Origin of the sequence: Clostridium polynesiense, from assembly GCF_000820705.1 — a bacterium.
Classification (GTDB): Bacteria; Bacillota; Clostridia; order Clostridiales; family Clostridiaceae; genus Clostridium_AA; species Clostridium_AA polynesiense.
In genome coordinates this window covers 52,416-72,949 of the sequence record NZ_CCXI01000154.1, presented here as the reverse complement: position 1 = coordinate 72,949, position 20,534 = coordinate 52,416, and the positions used below count along the sequence as shown (strand labels likewise).

Here is a 20,534-nt window from a genome sequence, read left to right as displayed (position 1 = left end):
ATTAATCATCGAACCTCTTTTTCTCATCCTCGTATCTAAAGGCTATCTCCACAGCGATTCCCTGCTCCTCCAATTGGCGGCAGAGCTTTATTTCCTCATCATCAAGATATATATTTCCCTTTATATATCTGGAATCTTTGTGTTCTCTGATTGAGCCTAGATTGATTGCTTTTATTGTACCTAAGGCATCGGTAATCCTTTTAGCATTATATACATTGCTGACAATAACCATAACATTCATTTTGTCACAGCTTTTGTCCTTTAAAACCTCTATGGCGGTACTAAGTTCTATAATGCTTAAGTTTACTCCCGGAGGCTTTGATAAACCAAGGGTCATCTTTAAAAATTCATCACCGGAAACCCTGTCATCGGCAATTATTAAGGTGTGAATTTTAAGATTTCTAATCCAGGAAAAGGCTACCTGTCCATGAAGAAGTTTATCATCTACTCGTAACAACTTTATCACTGAATCACCTCTTATAAAAAAATGTTTATAGCTTTTTTATTTCCTCAAGGAAGGCATAGAAATCAGCTCCCTCAATTAAGGCATCCACCTTTTTAGGATCATTAGCCCATTTAGACATAATCCTGCATAGAGTATACAAATCCTTATCCCCATCACGCTTGGTTTTTAAAATAAATATCACCTTTACAACTTCCTTTTCCCACAAAATTGGCTTTTCCAGTACAGCAATGAAGAAGAATCCCTTACGGCATATTCTATGAAGATCCTGAAAATGAACTATACCATTACCGATTTCATTATTTGCAAAATAGTCTTCCTTTTCAGGTAAGTGCTCTATATATCCAAGCTCCAGAAGCTTTTTATAAAGGTTTTTAATAACCTCATCTTTATTATTCCCTGGGAAAGAAAAGCAGCAGTTTTCCTCTTTAAAATACTTATTAAAATCTATATCTATAACTGAAAGATCCTTTAGGGCTTTTCTGATTTCTTCTATATAATTATCATCTTTAATCACCATTAATGGAAATGGTAAAGGTTTTTCAATCTTATAGGTGGATACCAATAAGTTTGAACTTCCCACTGAAGGCTCTATATCATTTGTGGAGTCTAAAAGCTCTAACTCATATTTTTCACCATTAAAGGCTTCCTTAATCTCATTATAATACATGGCAGATTCAGGTCTTCCTCTCCCGCTGATGAAGTATATCCTAACCTTTTTACTCTTATCATAGTTATATAATGCCAGATTGAAATATAAGAGTAAGTATCCAAATTCGTTAATATCTATCTTTATATTATAAAATTTTTCTATAATGTTACAAGCAGAATAGGTTATTTTTGCTGCAAATAAATATCTCCGCATATTATCCCTGGCAAGGGGATTTCTTATGAACATATTATTTTTTATCCTCTCCACCATCTGCCAAAGGTGAAGATACATATAATCATAAAACTGTTTATCTTCATAAAAGCTTATATCAAAATTACTTTTTACTTCCTGCAGTATTAAATCCATGCATTGATTCAGTTTTAATTTATCTTTATTATCTATATTGTTTTCCTCGAAAATCCTCTTACTCTTAAGGTGGATTGAATAATACAGGGTTTCACCAATAGGAAGAATTAACTGATAGTAATCCTGAAGCCTTTGAGTTATCTCTACCGCAGCTTTAAACTCCTTAGAATCTAAAACCTCTTCTCCTATGGGTTCCTGAATCTTTATATAGTTATATAATATACACCTTCTTATAGATACAATTATATGAATAGTTAAGTTATTCAACGAAAAGTCTGACATACTGATATTGTACTTGCTTATTATTTCCTGTAAAAAAGAATATATATAATCATATTCATCTCTGGATTTTTCATTGGTAAAAATATCAGCATTAGCTATATTGTAGTTATTGCCGAGGTTATAGTGAAAAAAATACTCTGCAATACAAAGTCTCTTATCAGTTTCTTCCCCTTCGATTATAATGCCGTAATTGGATCTTGTAACCAGCTTTAATCTGTAAGCGGCAAGAAGCTTTCTTACCTCTTTTAAATCCTGAGTCAGGGTAGATCTGCTTACATAAATCTCCTCCATAAGATCATCCATCTTAATATGATAATCCACCACCAAAAGCTTCTTTATAAGATAACTGATCCTTTCATAATTATATATAGGTATATTTTTAGCAGTTTCTAAGGATTTATTATCCAGAATTTTTTCCAAACCTTCTAAATCCGAGTCCTCTCTTATCTCTATCCAATACCCCTCTCTGGGTTTAGAATTAATTAATACATTATAAGAAGCTAAAATCCCGTTAATCTCATTAATATAGTTTTTAACAGTTCGTATAGATACTCCTACTAATATAGATAATTCCTTTGAGGTTACAGGGCGTTTTTCTTCCATTAACCGATTCACTATTATTTTATAGTTTTTATGTAAAGATTTCATCGCTTCACCTCTTCAGTAAAGATTTCTTTAGCAAGCAATAAAACAAAAACAACATTAACTATATAATGTTGTTTTTGCTGCTAAAAAATTCAGTATCTATTATATCATCTGACTTAAAGAAGTCCAACCCATGAACCTAAAAGTCCTACTGCTATAGTTATTAATAATATTGTTGTTGATTTGTATCCCTTCTTTAATAAACCAAACATAGCTAAAGTATATAAAAGAGGAAGTAATAGAGGGAATATCTGGTCTAGGTACTGCTGCAGAGTAAATACCGTCTCTCCAAGGGTAAACTCCAAAGAAGTTTTAAGATTTACCATAGAAGCGCTCATACCACCGATAACCATTAAACCTACTATAGTAGCACTTCTGGATATCTTGTTAAGCAGTCCACTTTCGCTGGTTGCAGACATTAAGTTAAGTCCAAATTTATACCCGAAAACTCCTGCATAGTATTTTAGTACTAAGTGAGGTATGTTAAAGGCCAAAAGGAACAGTATTGCACCTAAAGGACTTCCCTGCTGTGCTAAGGATAAACCGATTCCTGTAGCGATTATTCTTATAGTTCCCCAGAAGAAGGAGTCACCGATGCCGGCAAAGGGTCCCATTAAACCAACCTTAACGTTATTTATTATGCTTTTATCAAACTCAGGATTTTCGCTGGCTTCCTTTTCTAAAGCCATAGCCACCCCTGTAATAGCTGTAGACAAATGAGGAGTAGTATTAAATATCGCCATATGTCTTACTAAAGCATCCGCTTGTTCTTCCTTGGTTTTATAAAAGCGCTTTATAGCAGGCCACATTCCTATAGAAAATCCTAAGGCCTGTTGTCTTTCATAGTTATATCCGAATTCCAGGGCAAAGGATGATATGAAGGCTTCTCTCATAAGCTTCTTTTCTTCTTTGTCTAATTTAAGTTTGTTAGTCATCGAATAGTCCCTCCTCGTTATTGTTAGATACTACTACAGTTTCAGGTTTCTTTTCAAAAACTACTAAAAAGGCTATTACTGCTCCTAATACTGTTATGCCCATTACAGGAAGCTTAAGATATGCAAATACAAGGAATCCTAGTATAAAGTACAGGATATTCTTTCCGTTCATCATAGGCTGAAGCAGCAGTGCAAAACCAACAGCAGGAAGAAGGCCTCCGGCTACTGTTAAACCGTTCATAATTACCTCAGGAATATTATTCACAAAGCTTTCTACTGCAGCAGAGCCAAAGTTTATTGCTGCAAAACCTACTACAAAATACATAAGGCATTGAAGTATAAGTCCTCCAAAGTTTAGTGCTATAAGACCCTTTATGTTAGCGTCTTTAGCAAGCTTCATTGCAAAATCCATAAACCAGCTTCTAACGATAAACACCACTACCTTCAAGGATTGAGCAAGCACTGCTATAGGTAATGCCAAAGCTAAGGCAACCTCAGTTCCCTTTCCGCTTATTATAGCAAAGGCTGTTCCCAGTCCTGCTCCTACCAGTACATCAGGAGGTACCGCTGCACCTATCTGAATTGCTCCCATGAATACAAGTTCTAATGTTGCTCCAATAAGTACTCCTGCCTGAAGATCTCCAAGAGCTAAACCGATTATTGGTGATACAACTATAGGTCTTATAACCATTGGAGTCCCTAATAGCTTTTCAAAAAACCATAATAATGCCAGTATTAAACCTACTAAAAATGCCGTTTCCATAGTAATTCCTCCTCACTTTATTTATTAAAAGAAACTTTTTTTCTTAAATCTGAATAGCTTTTAATTCCTTTAGAGGGAACCTCCTGAACCTCTATATTTATTCCCATGGATTCAATATCATCAAGATATTTTAAGTCCTCTTCACTTACATATACTGCAGGAGAAAACATAGTCTTACCTTCCTCCATCTGCATTCCTCCTAAGTTCACAGAAGCTCTTTCAGTAATGAGATTTAATAATTCATATAAAGACTTAGGATTAGCACAGATAACGAATACCTTCATATTAGCCAGCTTAGGGTTTTTTAAAAGTACTGCTGCATCGCTTATACTCCTTATTGCCAAGTTTACTCCATCAGGGCAGCACATTTTTATTGCCATTCTTCTGATATCGTCCTTACTTGCTTTGTCATCCGCTATAACTATAGCATCATAGCTCAGTGCTGACCTCCAGCTGTAAGCAACCTGTCCATGTAATAACCTATCGTCTATTCTAAATTTTGTTATCATATTAATCACCTCGTTTATTAATCAAATAGTTCTGTATCTTCCTGTGAATCCTTATTACTTTCCTCCTGAAGGCAGTCATTTAGAAAAATTATCTGCTGCCTGCTTCCTTCAACAATCTCCCTTAAGCGATTTACATCAACAGAAGAATCACTGTCTAAAAGCAATATCTCTAAAAGCAAAGCAAGATTAAATCCTGAGATTATATAAGTATTCTCTCTTTTTACATAGGAGGTTAATGTTTGATTTACACTGCCTCCGAAAAGATCTGTAAGTATTATCACTGAATCCTCTTCAGAAACTCCTTTGAAGTACTCCTCCACATCCTCTTTTAAGGATTTATCCTCCACATAAGCACTTAGGTAAGTAACATTACTCCTGTTTCCTATTATAATTTCTAAAGCACTTTCTGCTCCCTTAGCATAATAGCCGTGGGATGCTATTAATATCTTTATCATAAGTAATTACTCCTATATTGTTTTTGTTATATATTTTGTTATCTGAGAATTTACTCCTCGTTTTAAGTCCCTTCCGTGGTCTTCTGCCAAGGAATAAGCCAGAACCTGCATAACAGTTACATATTCTAAGGAACTAAAGTATTGACTTTGAGGGTTAAAGGATAAATCTCGCCCATCCAAGGCACTATCCCCTACCATTGCACAAAAGCCTATTTCCTTTTTCAAGAAGTCAGCTATGGATCTAGCCTTTTCAAAGTCCTCTGTCTTTCTGAATGATACAAAGAATATAATGTTATCATTAAAACAGTTCTGTGGCCCATGAATAAACTCTTCCAGTTCAAAGCTGTTTGTCATCATAGGTACCATTTCCATGAACTTAATGTCCCCTTCTTGTGCCACCGGCCAAAGATCATTAGTTCCGGTTAAAATCATCCTGTCTCTTTTCATTAAGGAGAATTTATTATCCTTGTACCACTTTAGACTAATATCTTTTATATCCTTTAAGGAGCTGAAAAGCTTTCTGAAATCCTCAAGATACTTTTCCTTATCTTCTGAAGTTATATGTCCATAAATCTCAGCAAGGGATATAGACATCATATATATAGTAGCTACTGTAGAGGAATAACCAATAGTTCTGTACATATACTCCTCATGTCCGCAGCCCATATCAATTGATGCATCAGCTTCCTTACTTATTGGACTGTCAGGGTATCCTGTAATAGCACAATTTTTGTATCCTAAGGCTTTAACCTTCTTAAGGCATTCAAAAACCAGCTTAGTGGTACCTGTTTGAGAAATCATCACATACAAAGCATCAGAGTTTAACTTATCTGTGTAGTTTAAAAAAATGTTTGGGTAGCATAAGGAAACCTTAAAGCCACACTGATTCTCTATGAAATTCTTCGCTGTAAAGGCACTGTTATAGGATGTTCCACTAGCAACAAAAACTATTTCTTTTACTTCCTTAATTTCTCTCATATACTCTAGCAGTGAAGAAAACGTTATCTTTTTATTCATTTCTATATCTTTTAATTTTTCCGGTATTCTGTCTATACAATCCATGAGTGTCGACAAAAACCATCACCTCCTAGCAGATTCTATTATAAATTAGGATTAAACATAACTCTAAAGCAAAAATTGCACCATTAATGGTGCAATTTTAAAAAACTCTATGTTTAATTGTGTGAAAGACAGGCTATAAAAAGATCTCCATAATATAGCTTATCTCTTCATCAGGTATTTCAATTTGGAAAAAAGACTCTATATCCTCTACAGAACTTTTTATTGCTTTATATAACAGTTTATTTTCTTTAATTACAAGATTATGATTACTATTTCTAAAAGTTTTATTAGTCATACATCTTTCAATCATTGCTCCAGTATGAATGATATAGGTGATGAGAGCTCTGTCATAATCATCAATATTTACATATTTATTAATAGACTTAAAGGATTCCTCTATATAAAATCTTGCTTTAATAGGATTTATAAATTGCAGAGTTTCTTCTAGCATTTTATCTAATAAATTATAGTTCCTATTGGAATCAGCGATAGGTAGTCCTAGTTTTTCAGATATTAATTGAGATAATACATTAAGACCCTTTCCCATAATCAAGCTTTCACTGGATATGTATTCTACCTCCTCTATCCCAATATCAACCGATCCTACTATAGCCAATATATTCTTACTCTTTAGATTGAGATTTCTAGAGGTTTTTTCATTACAAGTTATAATATCAATTCCATACTCATTTATAGCTGGCAATGAGGACTTAATTAGGTTTCCTATCTTAATAGCAGCCCCTTCTCCAGTGATACAGGTACAAATTATTGTAAACTGCTGTTTATTACTTATATACGCCTTTGAGCCTATATTGCTAAGGTACTTTATATCCTTTTTTAAATCCAAATATACATCCTCCAAGGTATAGTCAGGAAGCATAGTTTTTCTAAGTGCCTCTAGTACCAAGGGCGTTGCTACAAGACTTACTATTCTGATATCTATACCTGTTCTCTCCTTGATAATTTTATCAAAATATATGAGTGAACCCATATCTGCAAGAATCAATACCCCTTTACCTTCGTCTATCTCTTTCACTTTTTTTATAACTACTTCTAGAAATTCATTTACCGGCTGCTTTAGAGGCATATCAAGACCATACCCATGGTTTGTATTTAATAATGTGTTAGATACTTCTATCATATTTTCTGCAATTCCATTACCATGTGCTAAGACAAGAAGACCTACCTTTCCTAATTTCCTATCTCCTTCAGTTATACAAAGAAACATAGTTATAAATGCTGCCTCTTGCTCTTCCAAGTCCAGTTCCAGTTCCTCTTCTATGAAATCCTTAATAATCATAGATATCTCATACTCCTCGGGATGTTCTTGCACTAAGGTTATGAAATCCTTTTCTCCCAGAGTCCTACTGGCCTTCCTCTCCATTAAAGCTGATATATGTAACGCTAAAGCCACTAACACCTTATTAGAATACTTCTTTTTTAATTTATTTTCTGCTATATTCAAAGCTACCTTAGTAACCTCTAAAATCCTCGGAACAATTATCTTTTCAATATTTTGATCCTTATCTTCCTTAGGCAGCCTTCGAGATATTTCATTAATCTGCTCCCAAAGAGCAGCTCTCAGCAAGCTTCTAGTTTTTTCCTTAGGTAATTTATTCTTTAAGCAATCCTCATATTTTTGTGAAATAACGCTATATATATCCTCCTGCCCTATATGTATATCATTAAAATACTTCTCTTCATCAAAGATAAATTCACTTTGTAATATTGTATTTATAAAGCTCTCTGCACTTTTATCATTCTGTATTTCAAAAAGGCCTGTAAAAATATGCTCCGGCAGCATCACAGATTTGATTTTCAAATAATCATAGCGATTTTTTACCTTATACTCTAAAAACCCTTGAGCACACAGGAGCTGAATATCCGCTTTCAGTTGACCAACATTTTCACTGCATCTATAGCACAGTAGAGCCTTCATTGCTTTTAAACTGACATGAATAGGTATCTTCACTTTATTATACTCTTGATAAAAAAAATGCTTTATTAATTCAAATCTCTCTTTTATAGAACGGCTATCTAGTGAAGGTATATTGATAGTCATTGGTATTCTTCTTAAAAAAGTTCTAAGAAGTACAGACTCTACCTTTTCCGTGGTGGCTGCAATTATTAAGACCTTCGCTTTATATGTAATCTCATTATCTCCCAGCTTGTTATATTGTCCCTTATCTAAGAGGGTAAAGAGCATTTCTTGCCCAACCATCGGTAATCTATGGATCTCATCTAAAAATAATATCCCATTATTGGCGCTCTCTACTATCCCACTCACATCACTGTTAGCTCCAGTATATGCTCCTTTAACCACACCAAAGAGCTTTGTCATTAATAACTGAGGATTATTGGCATATTCTGCGCAATTAAATGAAATAAAGGGCGAATCCTCATTTAGTACCCCTTGTTCTTTAGAATACTTGTACATCAGCTCAGCAAACATAGTCTTACCTACTCCTGTATCACCTACCAAAAGGGTATGTAGTCCCATTGGAGGATAAATCATTGCAGCCTTAGCCTTTTGTATGCTAATCTTCATACTTCCGTCATAGCCGATAAAACTTTTAAAAGAATCCTCTTCATCCTGTATCCTTATAAATTCCTTTAATGAAGAAGTCTCAAAGCAACTAATCTTTTTATTTATCCTCATCTCTAAGATCTCCACAGGAAAGTAGTTAACAGGTCTCCCTTGTACCTTCACTACCTTCTTAGTGGCATTTAGCTCATTTAAATCTCTACTGATATTTGCTCTATCAATATTTAATTCTTGAGAGAGCTCTTGCGCACTAACACCTTCGAACCCAGATTCAATATCACTTATAGCAATATTTCTACATTTTTCAACTAAATTATTATACACTTTTGTAATTCTCAGCACGTCAATCCTCCTAACTTTAATTATATTATATACTTTAATATATTATTAGGAAATATTAGTAGATTTAATATAGTGAAAATATTTTAAAATATCATAAAATAGACCTATATCGTGATTGATATAAGTCTATTTTTCTAGAAGCCTCTATACTAGTTTAACAATTGAGAATCTGTCTACAGTAATTTCCACACCCTCACTCACTTTTATCACCGCAGTTTTGTCATGGATGTTAAGAACTTGTCCATAGATTCCAGGGCCCAGTAATATATTGTCTCCAATCTTTATCTGATTTTGGAGCTGAATAATTTTATCCTTCGTGTTTTTTATCCTACGGTATTTAAATAAATATTCTATTCCCGTTACTATTACACATAAAGCTATTAGAATTAAAAATATTTTCATTTTAAGTCTCCTTTTGAAGCTTCTAATATTAAACTTCCTAAGTTAAAGCCTCCCAATCGGTATGGAATACTTCTTCAATATCTCTATCTATTCTTTGATAAGTATGAGCCCCAAAGTAATCTCTTTGAGCCTGCAATAAATTAGCAGGTAGTCTTTCACTGCTATAACCGTCAAAATAATTCAATGCACTAGAGATACATGGAATGTAAACGCCATTTTCTATAGCAGCAATAGCTACTCTTCTCAAGGCATCTTCACCATCTGTTATTTCTTTTGAAAACCTCTCACTAACCATTAGGTTTATACAATTAGGATCCTTCTTGTAAACTTCATTAATGTCCTTTAAGAAAGATGCTCTAATTATACAACCTTCTCTCCAAAGGAGGGCTATCCTGCCATAATCAAGATTCCAGCCATTAGATTCCGAAGCTTCTCTTAAAAGAGTGAAGCCTTGAGCATAGGATATAACCTTTGATATGTACAATGCCTTTTCAATATCTTTCAGGAAGCCATCCCTATCCTTAACCTCTTTTATTCTATTAGTTGAGAATACCTTGCTAGCACTTACCCTCTCACCCTTCTTTGAGGAAAGAATCCTTGCAAAAACCGACTCTCCAATGGTAGGAGCCGCAACTCCCATTTCTAAGCTTTCCATTGTAGTCCATTTCCCAGTTCCCTTTTGTCCCGCTGTATCCAATATGGAGTCCACCAAATGGCCTCCTGTGATTGGGTCCTTAACCTTTAATATCTTTGATGTTATTTCAATGAGATAGGAACTAAGCCTTCCCTTATTCCAATTTTCAAAGACCTTACTAATCTCTTCATTAGTAAGCTTCAAAACTTCTTTCATCAGCTGATAGCCTTCACATATTATCTGAATATCACCATATTCAATACCATTATGAACCATCTTCACAAAATGCCCAGAACCGCCAGGTCCAATGTAGGAACAGCTAGGTTCATTCTCTTGAGTTTTTGCTGCTATAGCCTCTAATATTTCTTTAACCTCACCATAGGCTTCCTTATCTCCAGAGGGCATAATGCTTGGGCCTAAGAGAGCTCCCGTTTCTCCCCCAGAAACTCCTACCCCTAAAAATCTTATCCCTTCTTTATTGCATTTTTCCATTCTTCTCTCTGTATCTTTATAAAAAGCGTTACCACACTCTATTAAAATATCTTCTTTATCTAAAAGAGGTAATAGCTGTTCTATAATCTGATCCGTAGCCTCACCAGCCTTTACCATTAGAATTATCTTTCTTGGTTTCTCTAAAGAAGCTATAAATTCTTCATCACTATAAAAGCCGAAAAGCTTCTGATCTTTCACTCTTTCCTTGATAAATTCCTCGGTAACATGACTTTTTCTATTTCTAAGGGAAACAGAATAGCCATGATTGCCGATATTTAAAGCTAAACTTTTTCCCATAACTCCTAATCCGTATACTCCGATATTATTTTTCATAACACCTCTCCTTAATCTAAAAGAAGCCGAATTTTGATAATCAATAGAGATATAAACATATCTCTATTGACACAAAATACTGGCAAATATTCATTTATTCTACAGCCCTACACTGGGTATTCCTCTTTTGCAAGCCTTTTCTTTAACTCATCCTTAGCATCCATTATAGCCTTAGGATTATTGTAAAGCTCTAAAGCTGTCCTAGCCATAGCTTTACTACCTACCTTTATGGCTCTATATGCTGCTTCAGAATCCGCTAAGGCTTTAAACTCCTCAGTATGTCCTGATATCTTATAATCAGGAAATAATGTGATGTATGGATTGCAGATAGGAATCACCCTGGAAACATCTCCAGCGTCCTCACCGCCATAGTCAAAGGGCATTCCTTCTCTAACAGGCTCTCCTAATTCCAAGAGCTCTTTCCTACAAATTTCTGCTAAGATTGTATTAGGAATTCTCCCCTTGTAGCCAGGCTTATAATCGAAGTTACATTGGCATCCCATGGCTATGGCACTGCCTTCAGCACAGGCTTTTACCTTTTCTAAGGCCATTTCCAACTCCTTATCATTAAAGCAGCTGATGGATCCCTCTATCTTTACATACTCAGGAATCATACCTGTCTGCCTGCCGCCATCTTTAATTATCCCAGACAATCTCAAATCACCTTTAAAATGCTGCCTTAAGAGCCCAGTACCCACAAAGTACATATTAGCTGCGCTAAGGGCATTAGCTCCTTGATGCGGATGAGAGCTGGCGTGGGCAGATTTCCCCAAAAACTCTATACTGAATCTTATACTGGACATACACTCACCGGCCAGCCTGGTAGGTAGAGTAGTAGGATGGGTTAAAATGAAGCAATCAACCTCATCATATACTCCTTGAGATAATTGAATTATCTTACCTCCACCTGATTCTTCTGCCGGAGTTCCAATTACCACAAGGGTACCATCCATCTTAGATTTTTCCATCCCCATCTTAGTCTCTATGGCACTACCCATGGCTGATGTAGCTATAATATTATGGCCACAGGCATGCCCCATAGGTAAGGCATCGTATTCTGATAATATTGCTATCACCGGCTTACCTGTTCCTTGCTTGTAAGTAGCAATAAAGGCTGTGGGAAGGTTTTTCATTCCCTTTGTAACCTTAAAGCCATTTTTCTCTAAAAAGCTACATTGAGCATCACAGGCTTTATATTCTTCAAAAGCAAGTTCTGGATTGTTATATATGTATTTGGATAAACTCCATAATTCATCCATGCGGTCTTCTAAATAAAGATCACATTCTTCTTTTATATCTTTTAAATCCACTTTTATTCTCCCTTCTTTTAGAACACTCCTAGGAAGCTACCTAATAGAGATATTGCTATTATAGAAAATACTAGCACCACATAGTTCTGTCCCTTTTTTCTAAAGAAATATATAATCCCAAAAATAGCACCGAGAGGCAGTATACCAGGTAGAATTTGATCTAAAACATTTTGAATTACTATCTCAGCTCCTGATGCACTCATTACAAAGCTTATCTTAGTTTTTAATGATACATAGGATGCAGATAATGCTCCCATCATGAATAAGCCTAATACTGAAGCAGAAGTGATTATTCTATTCATTATTCCTGACTTCAATAGCTTATTAACTGCATTGGTTCCAAGGTTATAACCTAATCTACACAGCATTCTTCCCACACCAAAAATTAAAATAGAATATAGAGCAGCAAAGATAATACCGACAGGATTTCCTTCTAGACCAAAGGAAGCTGCTAAAGCCAATAGAATAGCCTTAATAGTACCCCAAATTAATGAATCTCCTATTCCTGCTATGGGTCCCATTAAACCAAGCTTTAAGCTAGTGATTACATCAGGGTCTACATCTCCCTCTACGACCTTTCTTTCTTCTAATGCTAAGACAATACCTGGAATTATGGAACCTATGGTCATTTCTGTATTAAAAAACTCTAAATGTCTTGTTAACGCTTCCCTATAACCCTCTTCATCATCTGCATATATCTTCTTTAGTCCTCCAGCCATAGCATTACAGAAGGCTAAAGCTTGCAGTCTCTCATAGGAATTAGAGTTTTCTCCGCCTAAATACCAATATAAATGTGCCTTGTCTATATCCTTTCGGGTTAAAATTTTATTAGTCATATTATTGGACCTCCTTCTTACTACTGTTAAAATACATTACTAAAGCAATGCATAGACCAAACACAGCGCAAGCCATTGTGCCAATGTTTAAATATTTTACGGCAAAATAACCCATGAAGAAAAATGGAAGTATTTCTTTTCGCCCAATCTGCATTATGATAATGGAAAAACCAATAGCCGGTAATACTCCTCCTGCTACAGAAAGTCCATTGGTAACCCAAATTGGCAAGTAATTAACTAGGGCTTCCGCTGCCGTAGGTCCTACTAGATTAACAGCAAAAACTGGGATAAACCTTATAAAGAATGCGATGATGGTAGGATAAATAATTGCGCTTTTGAATATACCCTTTTCATTTCCGTCCAATGCATATTTATCTGCCTTGTGAAGCCAAACCAAGTTAGAGGTTCTTCTAACCTGATCCACAAAGGCTCCTAAAATACCGAAGGGAACTGCTAAAGCCACTGCAGCCTCAGAAGATAAACCACTAGCCAGCGCAGCTGGTATTGCTATACAGGCTGCTAATGCTGCGTCGGATGGCACGTTTCCTCCGGTATAAACCACCCCTAAATAGATTAGCTGAATAGAAGCACCTATTATCAGGCCCTGGGTTGGATTTCCATATAATAATCCAAAGATAAATCCTAATGTAACCGGCGAGCCTAAAAAAGTTGAGATTCCATAACCTATACGGCTTGTACCCATAAAATATAAAAGACCGCTAATTGCTGCTATAGTTACTTGAGACATATTAATTCCTCCTTATATAAATTAATTAATCAAATGATACCTTACTTAAAACCTTTTCTAATTCAGCAGAAGCTTCTTCCGGAACCTGATGTAAATATACTCTCGTACCTCTTTCCTGCATTTCTCTCAGCATATCTGCATCCTTTTTGTCCAAGGTAATAGGTCCATAAACAATTTTTCTTCCTGGTCCTGCTCCGAGGCCTCCGATCTGTAGCTCCTTCATAGGAAAGCCCTTATTAAAGCATTGATATATCTCATCAACACTTTTAAATAATATTAATAATGAGCCTTCCCCCATCTCATTTTCTTTCCAAGCCTCTACAGCTCCCTCTACAGAATATACCTTTACCTCTATCCCTGGAGGGGCAGCCATGATGTATATACTTGCCATAAATTCATCTTTAGCAAGAGTATCGCTAATAACTACAATCTTGTCTGCCTTTACCATCTTCACCCATTTAGTAACAACTTGCCCATGTATCAATCTAAAATCTGCTCTTATCAATTTTATATTTGCCATAGTATATCCCTACCTTTTCCCCTTTATTGTCATAATTACATCTTCGGCGCTATCCTTTGCTGCTGACAATGCTGTATCAATTAACTGTTCCATAGTTAATATATCCTTTTGGACATAAACTTCAATTAGCATTGCTAGGTTTAATCCTGAAACCACGTTGATATCATATCTTTGAGACAATCCCGCAACGGTGTTACTAGGCGTTCCTCCATATAAATCTACTAAACATATAACTTCTTCAGTTACTTTCTTTAACCTATCCTCAAGCATTTCCATGTAATCTCCAGGAGTCATTCCTGCTAGCAGAGAAAACAAAAAACATTTTCCATTGGTCCTATTATTAGTTTAGCTGATTCTATAATTTCTTCTCCAAATTTACCATGAGTACATATTAATACTGTTCTTTTGCTCATTTATTTACCTCCTCCCATGTAAATAATACAAGCAAGTCCCATGCCAAATTTCTCACAGTATGAAAACCTTTTAAAAATGCTCCTTTCATAAAACAAATTTTCTTAGTTAAGATACTGTGTTATTGTATATTGTATTTTAAAATTAAAAAGTTGCTAGTGTGTTATTTAAATAAATATAAGCAATTCAATTTACTGTGTACAAAAATTTAAAAAGTGATAATATTAAATATGTGTATAAAATAAAGGTTGCTTGTTCACTTGAAATTCCAGGAAAATCAGGGATTTAGGACAAGCTTTTTTCTATGGAGATGATTATTATAAAAGATTTATAACATAAAAAGTTGAAAGGAAGAGATGGATGAATAAGTTATCTACAGCATTTATATTACTAGCGGGAATTCTTTGGAGCACAATGGGAATTTTTGTAAGAGCTCTAGGAAGCTTTGGATTCTCCCCAATGGATATTTCCTGTTTCAGACTATGCTCCACCGCGATTATGTTAGTCATATTTTTGGTTGTTAAAGATAAAAATAAACTAAAAATTAATATAAAGGATATAGGATGGTTTTTTGGCTTAGGAGTTGGCAGTCTCCTGTTAACATCTTATTTCTACTTTACTACCTTGACCCTTACCTCCATATCTGTGGCGGTTATATTAATGTATACCGCTCCAACTATGGTGATGATTATGTCTATATTATTTTTCAAAGAAGCCTTTACCTATAGAAAACTAATTTCTCTCCTCTTAGCCTTTGGCGGCTGTATATTGGTTTCAGGAATAGGGACAGGCAGTTCTATAACCTTAAACGGCTTTATCATGGGTTTGGCTTCAGGTTTATCCTATGCTTTATATAGTATTTTCGGCACAGTACTTTTAAAAAAGTACCATCCATATACTGTGACTCTTTATGGTTTTTTTACGGCTGCCCTAGCCTCCATTATAATTAGCGATATCCCAGGAATGGGGAATGTTATTTCTTTAACTTCAAACAAACCCAGGCTACTTATATTAATTATTGCTATTGGGTTTTTTACTGCCTTCGCTCCCTTTCTTCTTTATACCCTAGGGCTTAGAGATGTAGAGGCAAGCAAAGCTTCAATCATGGCTGCCATAGAGCCTATGGCTGCTACTATCATTGGCTTTATCTATTTCAAAGAGCCTCTAAGCGTTTCTTCCATGTCAGGAATATTCCTGATTATTGGCGCCATAATCCTAACCAACATTTCCCCTAATAACGCTAATGCAGAGGTGGTAGATGAATAAAGAAATTATTTTTATATACTACAATCTAGCTACCTTTTAGTAATTTTATACTTATTTTCCATTTTATAGCTAATAGTTTCATGAAAATTGTTCTTGTGTTACTCCCTAATTCGTCGGGATGAAAATAAAAATAATAACCCTCTTCTCAGAAGGTTATTATTTTTGTCACTATCCCTTTGCAAATTTTATAGAAAGTCTTAGGTGAATTGAACTTGTATAAAAGACAGGGAAGTTAAAGTAACATCTTAACTATCTCTTCACATATCTTAATATTACAATTCCATTATCCACGGTATTTTCCACAAGCTTAAGCCTTACAGAAGGATTATCCTTAAAGAATAAAGGTTTTCCGCTGCCTAAGATTATGGGGATTATACCAATAATATATTCATCTATTATATCAGCCTTTATAAAGCTGTCTACCAGTTTTCCTCCTCCAAAAAGATATATATCCTTTCCTTCCTTCTCTTTTTCCTCAAGTATGGTTTTGCATATATCTCCGCTGATAAAATGAATATTTTCATAATCTTCATCTTTCCTAGAAGTAGCAACATATATCTTCTGATTCTTGAATTCTTTGTGCATACCCAGATCATAGCAGTTTCTGCCCATAACCACTATACCTGTGCTATCAAAGAAGCCTTGAAAATCAAATGCTTTTTCATTGCAAAAATCCCTGGAAGCTCCGTTATCTTCTGTTATCCAGCTGTATCCGTCATCCTCTGAGGCTATATATCCGTCAAGGCTCATAGCTAGGTTTAAGATTATTTTTCTTTTCATAAAGCACCGCCTTTTTAACTACTTTTTCTCATTTTACATTATAATTTTAAAATTGTAGTGCTTTCCCACTCTAATTTAGATATTTTACATTATATTTACATTTTAATGATTAAGTCCTAATTAATATAAATTATGTTATAATATCCCTGTAATATTTTATTTTAAGGAGTGAATTTCATGTATACTATGCTTTTTCTTTACCCTATCTGTGCGTTAATTTTGTATGTGAACAGCATAACTATATTAAAGAAGATAAAGAAAGATGAGCCAACCTGGGAAAATACATTAACAAGCTGTATCTGTATATTAGTGCTGATTTTTATCTCATTTTATTTAAGAATGATGTAAAGCTACACAGCATCTTTCCAGAAGCATGTCTTTTATCTTGTTCATGGAAGGAAAAAACTGCTCCCTCAAAATATATTCATTCCACTCTTCTTCATTCTTTATAGAAATCCATATTAATCTAATATTTTTCTATGGCTTACAGTTTCACTTCCGGGAGCTTCTACACTTCCCTCAATAGGGGTCCATAAAAAGGTTATATATCTTTTATACTCATCTCTTCTATTTTCCTTTTCATCAAACAGCACCTCTTTTATTTCTATCTCTAGCCCTGTTTCTTCCTTTATCTCTCTAAAAACACATTCTTCTTCACTCTCTCCCTGCTCCAGCTCTCCTCCTGGAAGCATCCAGTATTCTTCCTTTCTCTTATAGTTATATTGTCTAAGTACAAGTATACAGTCATCCTTTAGAATAACTCCCTGACATCTTGCTTCTCTTTCCATGCATCCTCCTCAGATATACATTCATTTTCTTTTAAGGACTTTAAAGCAGTAAACATATCCTCTAAATCTTTTTCTGTGAGTGAATCAAAATCTCCCAGCTTATTTTTTACACCATTTATTATATATTCCCTGTAGCTCTCTGTATAAGTTTTATTGTGTTTTCTGATAAAATACGTAGAAATTGTTCCTGTCAGCATTCCGACAAAGGCAATTCCCGTAATCATCAATATAGCAGCTATTATTCTTCCCGTAGTTGTAGAGGGTGAAATATCTCCATAACCAACTGTAGTGGAGGTAACAAAGCTCCACCATAGAGCATCTTCAAAAGAAAGCTCTTCTGCTATAGTTATTGCATAAGCTCCTGTAAATATAGTGATTAAAGTAACATAAACTATATAATTAAAATTATTGGTCTGTATAAATTCACTAAACTTATTTTTAAATTTTGCTGAAAATACTAGTACTCTTGCAAAACGAGTGAGCTTGATTAATTTACTCAACTTTATCACTCTTATGATTTTAACTGCCCTAAATGCCTTGAATAAAGAGTTAAAGGGTATTATAGAAATTAAATCTATTTTATTTCGCTTAATGAAAGCAATTTTGTTTTCTGAAGAAATTAGCCTTGCAAAATAATCTATACAGAACAGTATCCATATGCTTGTATCAATAAAATTAAGCATACTGTATATTACTGGTGATATTTCATATAGACTTTCTACAAGCACTATAGAAGCTGCAACTAAAGCAAGCATTCCCATAACTAAATTGTAAATCATTCCCATTCTATAACTTCTCATAATTTAAGACCTCACTTACGGATAAACCCTGACTTTTTCTAATAGTAATCAAAAACAATTCAACTCCTTAAATTATCTTATTATTACAATTATAGTATTTAATTTTTTATAATCCTGTCGGAGAATGTCGCAGTTTAAATTTAAATATCAGCACGTAAAAAAGCTGATATGCATCTTTTGCATATCAGCCTTATTATTTAATTCAATTTATAACACTTCTTTAAGTTCCTTTACATAGTTTCTGCAGCCTTCTAAGCCTTTTTCCTGAAGAATCTTAATAAAGTGAGAACCTATGATAATTCCCTCTGCTCCATTAGAGCATACTTCTATGGCATCCTGTGGAGTTTTTATTCCAAAGCCCACATAAGCTGGAAGATCACTGAAGCTTTTTAGGGTTTTAATGGTTTCTATATACCCTGTAGGTACTCCTTTAAAGGAGCCTGTTTTTCCTACACCACTCATGACATAAGAAAATAATTCATTTTCTTTTGCAAGGCTTTTCATTTCCTCTTCTGTCATACCCTCACTATACAGCTGGATAGGGCTCGGAAAATCCTTTTTGGTAATTAATTTATCTACACATAATAAACCATGGCAAAGTCCTCTTGCGCTATCTAAAAGGTTAAAGGCTTTTACTCCTTCATAATATGTCATTAAAACCACTTTAAAGCTAAAGTTCTTTTTAATATATTCAAGGATGCTTACAAGCTTATGGACATCAGGAGAAGTTTTTAACACCTCCAGATGAGTATCCTTTATAACCCCTCCATCCATGAAGGGATCTTTAACAGGGATACCAAGCTCCACAATATCTACTTTTTCCTCCTCAAGAACCCTTAAGGTTTTTAGAAATTCCTCCTCATTTGGATATAAGAAGGTTAGGTAAATCACTAATTTCTTCATAACCTAAATACCTAAAATCTTAAGCAGGAATCCTAAAATCGGTCCATACAAGGCATAGTCTGTTTCACTTAAAATACGCATTATAGGTGCATAGGAACCTATCATAGGAAGTAAAAGTGCTTGTCCAATAATTAATATCAATCCATTTACAAAGGAACCTATAAATGCTCCTCTTACACCTCCTGTAGAGTTTCCGAAGATAGCTGTTACAGCTCCTGTAAAGAAGGTAGGTATAAGGGCAGGAAATACAGCTACAGGATAATTAAGTGCTCCTAATATTCCCATTCCTATAAATCCGGCCATAAGGCTTACCAAGAATCCAAAGATTACAGAGGTTGGATAGTTAGGGAATAATAATGGGATATCAAGTCCTGGAACAGCATTTGGTATAACCTTATCTGCAATACCGTGGAAAGCTGGTATTATTTCTGATAAAAGCATTCTTACACCGGTAATTATTACTGTAATCCATAAACCAAACTGCAGACCGTTTAAAATTGAGAAAGTTATAATGTCAACTCCATTGCTCACCTGAGACATTACCCAGTAAGGTCCTGATATTAATGAAATAACCAAGAACATTAAAGTCATAACTACGGTTAAAGCTATAGTCATCTCTCTTAAGAAGTTTAAGCTTTTTGGAATTTTTATTTTTTCTAAATCATTTTCTTTATTTCCAAAAATGCCTCCAAGCTTTGCTGCAAGCCATACACCACTGGAGCTGGAGTGAGCTAAAGTAAAGCCTTCTCCACCTTTGACATTCTTCATAAGAGGAGCAATGTATGCACAGCTGAAGGTCATATAAGCTCCCAATAATATTGAACCAACTGCAACTATTGATATGAAGGATAAATTAGTTCCAAATTTTAATAGTGCTGCAATAAGTCCGGAATAAAAGAAGGATACATGAGCTGACAAACGCACATATTTATATTTAGTAATTCTTGCAAGCAATAGGTTCATTGAGAATCCAAAGGTAAAAATCAATGCCATTTCAGTTCCTATTTCTGCAAGGCTCTGCATTTGAGCATCCCCAATTGATTGAACGTTTACATTTAAATTAAATATCTTTATAAGCATAGGCTGCAGCGGCAAAAGCGCTGTTCCTAAAGTTTGTCCACCAGTATTTATCAGCATGAAACCTATCATAGTCTTAATAGTACTTGCAACTATTTTAGTAAAGGATTCCTTCTGAAATAACAATCCAATAAGTACTACAAGACCTATAACAAATACCGCCTGACTGAGGACGTTATTTATGATATACATCAAAATATCCATTATACCTTCCC

General features: G+C 34.7%; 22 protein-coding genes. 2 read left to right on the top strand and 20 right to left on the bottom strand.

Translation table 11 applies throughout. From position 1 onward, the window contains the following. Position 1 precedes the first annotated feature (1 nt). The 15 genes from TA89_RS16815 to TA89_RS16745 form a co-directional block, all read right to left on the bottom strand. Positions 2-466, bottom strand: coding sequence for a PTS sugar transporter subunit IIB (locus tag TA89_RS16815; protein ID WP_052447587.1), 465 nt, complete (start codon positions 464-466; stop codon positions 2-4). A 25-nt stretch (positions 467-491) separates the two neighbouring features. Further along, complete coding sequence (locus TA89_RS16810) at positions 492-2,411, bottom strand: BglG family transcription antiterminator (protein WP_040215056.1); 1,920 nt, start codon at positions 2,409-2,411, stop codon at positions 492-494. Between the two features lie 113 nt (positions 2,412-2,524). After that, on the bottom strand, positions 2,525-3,343 hold the full coding sequence (locus TA89_RS16805) for a PTS system mannose/fructose/sorbose family transporter subunit IID (RefSeq protein WP_040215055.1): 819 nt from the start codon (positions 3,341-3,343) through the stop codon (positions 2,525-2,527). Further along, positions 3,336-4,106: a PTS mannose/fructose/sorbose/N-acetylgalactosamine transporter subunit IIC gene (locus TA89_RS16800; RefSeq protein ID WP_040215054.1), complete on the bottom strand. Its 771-nt coding sequence runs from the start codon at positions 4,104-4,106 to the stop codon at positions 3,336-3,338. Before TA89_RS16800 ends, TA89_RS16805 begins: the two co-directional genes overlap by 8 nt. A 17-nt stretch (positions 4,107-4,123) precedes the next feature. Further along, positions 4,124-4,615, bottom strand: coding sequence for a PTS sugar transporter subunit IIB (locus TA89_RS16795; RefSeq protein WP_040215053.1), 492 nt, complete (start codon positions 4,613-4,615; stop codon positions 4,124-4,126). Between the two features lie 17 nt (positions 4,616-4,632). Next, entirely contained in the window at positions 4,633-5,070 is a 438-nt protein-coding gene (locus tag TA89_RS16790) for a PTS sugar transporter subunit IIA (RefSeq protein WP_040215052.1), read from the bottom strand. A 12-nt stretch (positions 5,071-5,082) separates the two neighbouring features. Further along, positions 5,083-6,144 (bottom strand): SIS domain-containing protein, encoded by a 1,062-nt coding sequence (locus tag TA89_RS16785; protein WP_040215050.1) that lies wholly within the window; start codon positions 6,142-6,144, stop codon positions 5,083-5,085. Positions 6,145-6,265: 121 nt separating this feature from the next. Continuing rightward, entirely contained in the window at positions 6,266-9,019 is a 2,754-nt protein-coding gene (locus tag TA89_RS16780) for a sigma-54-dependent transcriptional regulator (RefSeq protein ID WP_040215049.1), read from the bottom strand. 144 nt (positions 9,020-9,163) lie between these two features. Beyond that, positions 9,164-9,421, bottom strand: a complete 258-nt coding sequence (locus TA89_RS16775; RefSeq protein WP_040215048.1) for a preprotein translocase subunit YajC — start codon at positions 9,419-9,421, stop codon at positions 9,164-9,166. Positions 9,422-9,458: 37 nt separating this feature from the next. Next, positions 9,459-10,880 carry a decarboxylating NADP(+)-dependent phosphogluconate dehydrogenase gene (gnd, locus tag TA89_RS16770; protein ID WP_040215047.1) on the bottom strand — a complete coding sequence of 474 codons (1,422 nt, stop codon included), beginning with the start codon at positions 10,878-10,880 and terminating at the stop codon, positions 9,459-9,461. Between the two features lie 107 nt (positions 10,881-10,987). Next, complete coding sequence (locus TA89_RS16765) at positions 10,988-12,190, bottom strand: M20 family metallopeptidase (protein ID WP_040215046.1); 1,203 nt, start codon at positions 12,188-12,190, stop codon at positions 10,988-10,990. A 17-nt stretch (positions 12,191-12,207) separates the two neighbouring features. Next, complete coding sequence (locus tag TA89_RS16760; RefSeq protein WP_040215045.1) at positions 12,208-13,026, bottom strand: PTS system mannose/fructose/sorbose family transporter subunit IID; 819 nt, start codon at positions 13,024-13,026, stop codon at positions 12,208-12,210. A 1-nt stretch (position 13,027) separates the two neighbouring features. Continuing rightward, positions 13,028-13,774: a PTS mannose/fructose/sorbose/N-acetylgalactosamine transporter subunit IIC gene (locus TA89_RS16755; RefSeq protein WP_040215043.1), complete on the bottom strand. Its 747-nt coding sequence runs from the start codon at positions 13,772-13,774 to the stop codon at positions 13,028-13,030. A gap of 25 nt (positions 13,775-13,799) precedes the next feature. Further along, positions 13,800-14,294, bottom strand: a complete 495-nt coding sequence (locus TA89_RS16750; protein ID WP_040215041.1) for a PTS sugar transporter subunit IIB — start codon at positions 14,292-14,294, stop codon at positions 13,800-13,802. A 9-nt stretch (positions 14,295-14,303) separates the two neighbouring features. Beyond that, positions 14,304-14,609 (bottom strand): PTS sugar transporter subunit IIA, encoded by a 306-nt coding sequence (locus tag TA89_RS16745; RefSeq protein ID WP_242850178.1) that lies wholly within the window; start codon positions 14,607-14,609, stop codon positions 14,304-14,306. Positions 14,610-15,065: 456 nt separating this feature from the next. Between TA89_RS16745 and TA89_RS16740 the strand changes: the two genes are divergently transcribed. After that, entirely contained in the window at positions 15,066-15,971 is a 906-nt protein-coding gene (locus tag TA89_RS16740; RefSeq protein ID WP_040215039.1) for a DMT family transporter, read from the top strand. Between the two features lie 249 nt (positions 15,972-16,220). Here the strand turns inward: TA89_RS16740 and TA89_RS16735 are convergent, their stop codons facing one another. Then, positions 16,221-16,751, bottom strand: coding sequence for a dihydrofolate reductase family protein (locus TA89_RS16735; RefSeq protein WP_040215038.1), 531 nt, complete (start codon positions 16,749-16,751; stop codon positions 16,221-16,223). A 177-nt stretch (positions 16,752-16,928) separates the two neighbouring features. Between TA89_RS16735 and TA89_RS18430 the strand changes: the two genes are divergently transcribed. Next, on the top strand, positions 16,929-17,099 hold the full coding sequence (locus TA89_RS18430) for a hypothetical protein (RefSeq protein WP_156120049.1): 171 nt from the start codon (positions 16,929-16,931) through the stop codon (positions 17,097-17,099). 113 nt (positions 17,100-17,212) lie between these two features. On the opposite strand, the gene TA89_RS16730 is transcribed toward TA89_RS18430, so the two are convergent. The 4 genes from TA89_RS16730 to TA89_RS16715 form a co-directional block, all read right to left on the bottom strand. Then, positions 17,213-17,539, bottom strand: a complete 327-nt coding sequence (locus TA89_RS16730; RefSeq protein ID WP_040215036.1) for an NUDIX domain-containing protein — start codon at positions 17,537-17,539, stop codon at positions 17,213-17,215. Continuing rightward, a complete protein-coding gene (locus TA89_RS16725; RefSeq protein WP_242850177.1) occupies positions 17,503-18,339 on the bottom strand; it encodes a potassium channel family protein in 837 nt (278 codons plus the stop codon). Before TA89_RS16725 ends, TA89_RS16730 begins: the two co-directional genes overlap by 37 nt. A gap of 207 nt (positions 18,340-18,546) precedes the next feature. Beyond that, positions 18,547-19,242: a tryptophan synthase subunit alpha gene (locus TA89_RS16720; RefSeq protein ID WP_040215034.1), complete on the bottom strand. Its 696-nt coding sequence runs from the start codon at positions 19,240-19,242 to the stop codon at positions 18,547-18,549. Between the two features lie 3 nt (positions 19,243-19,245). Next, positions 19,246-20,523: a PTS ascorbate transporter subunit IIC gene (locus TA89_RS16715; protein ID WP_040215032.1), complete on the bottom strand. Its 1,278-nt coding sequence runs from the start codon at positions 20,521-20,523 to the stop codon at positions 19,246-19,248. Positions 20,524-20,534 lie beyond the last annotated feature (11 nt).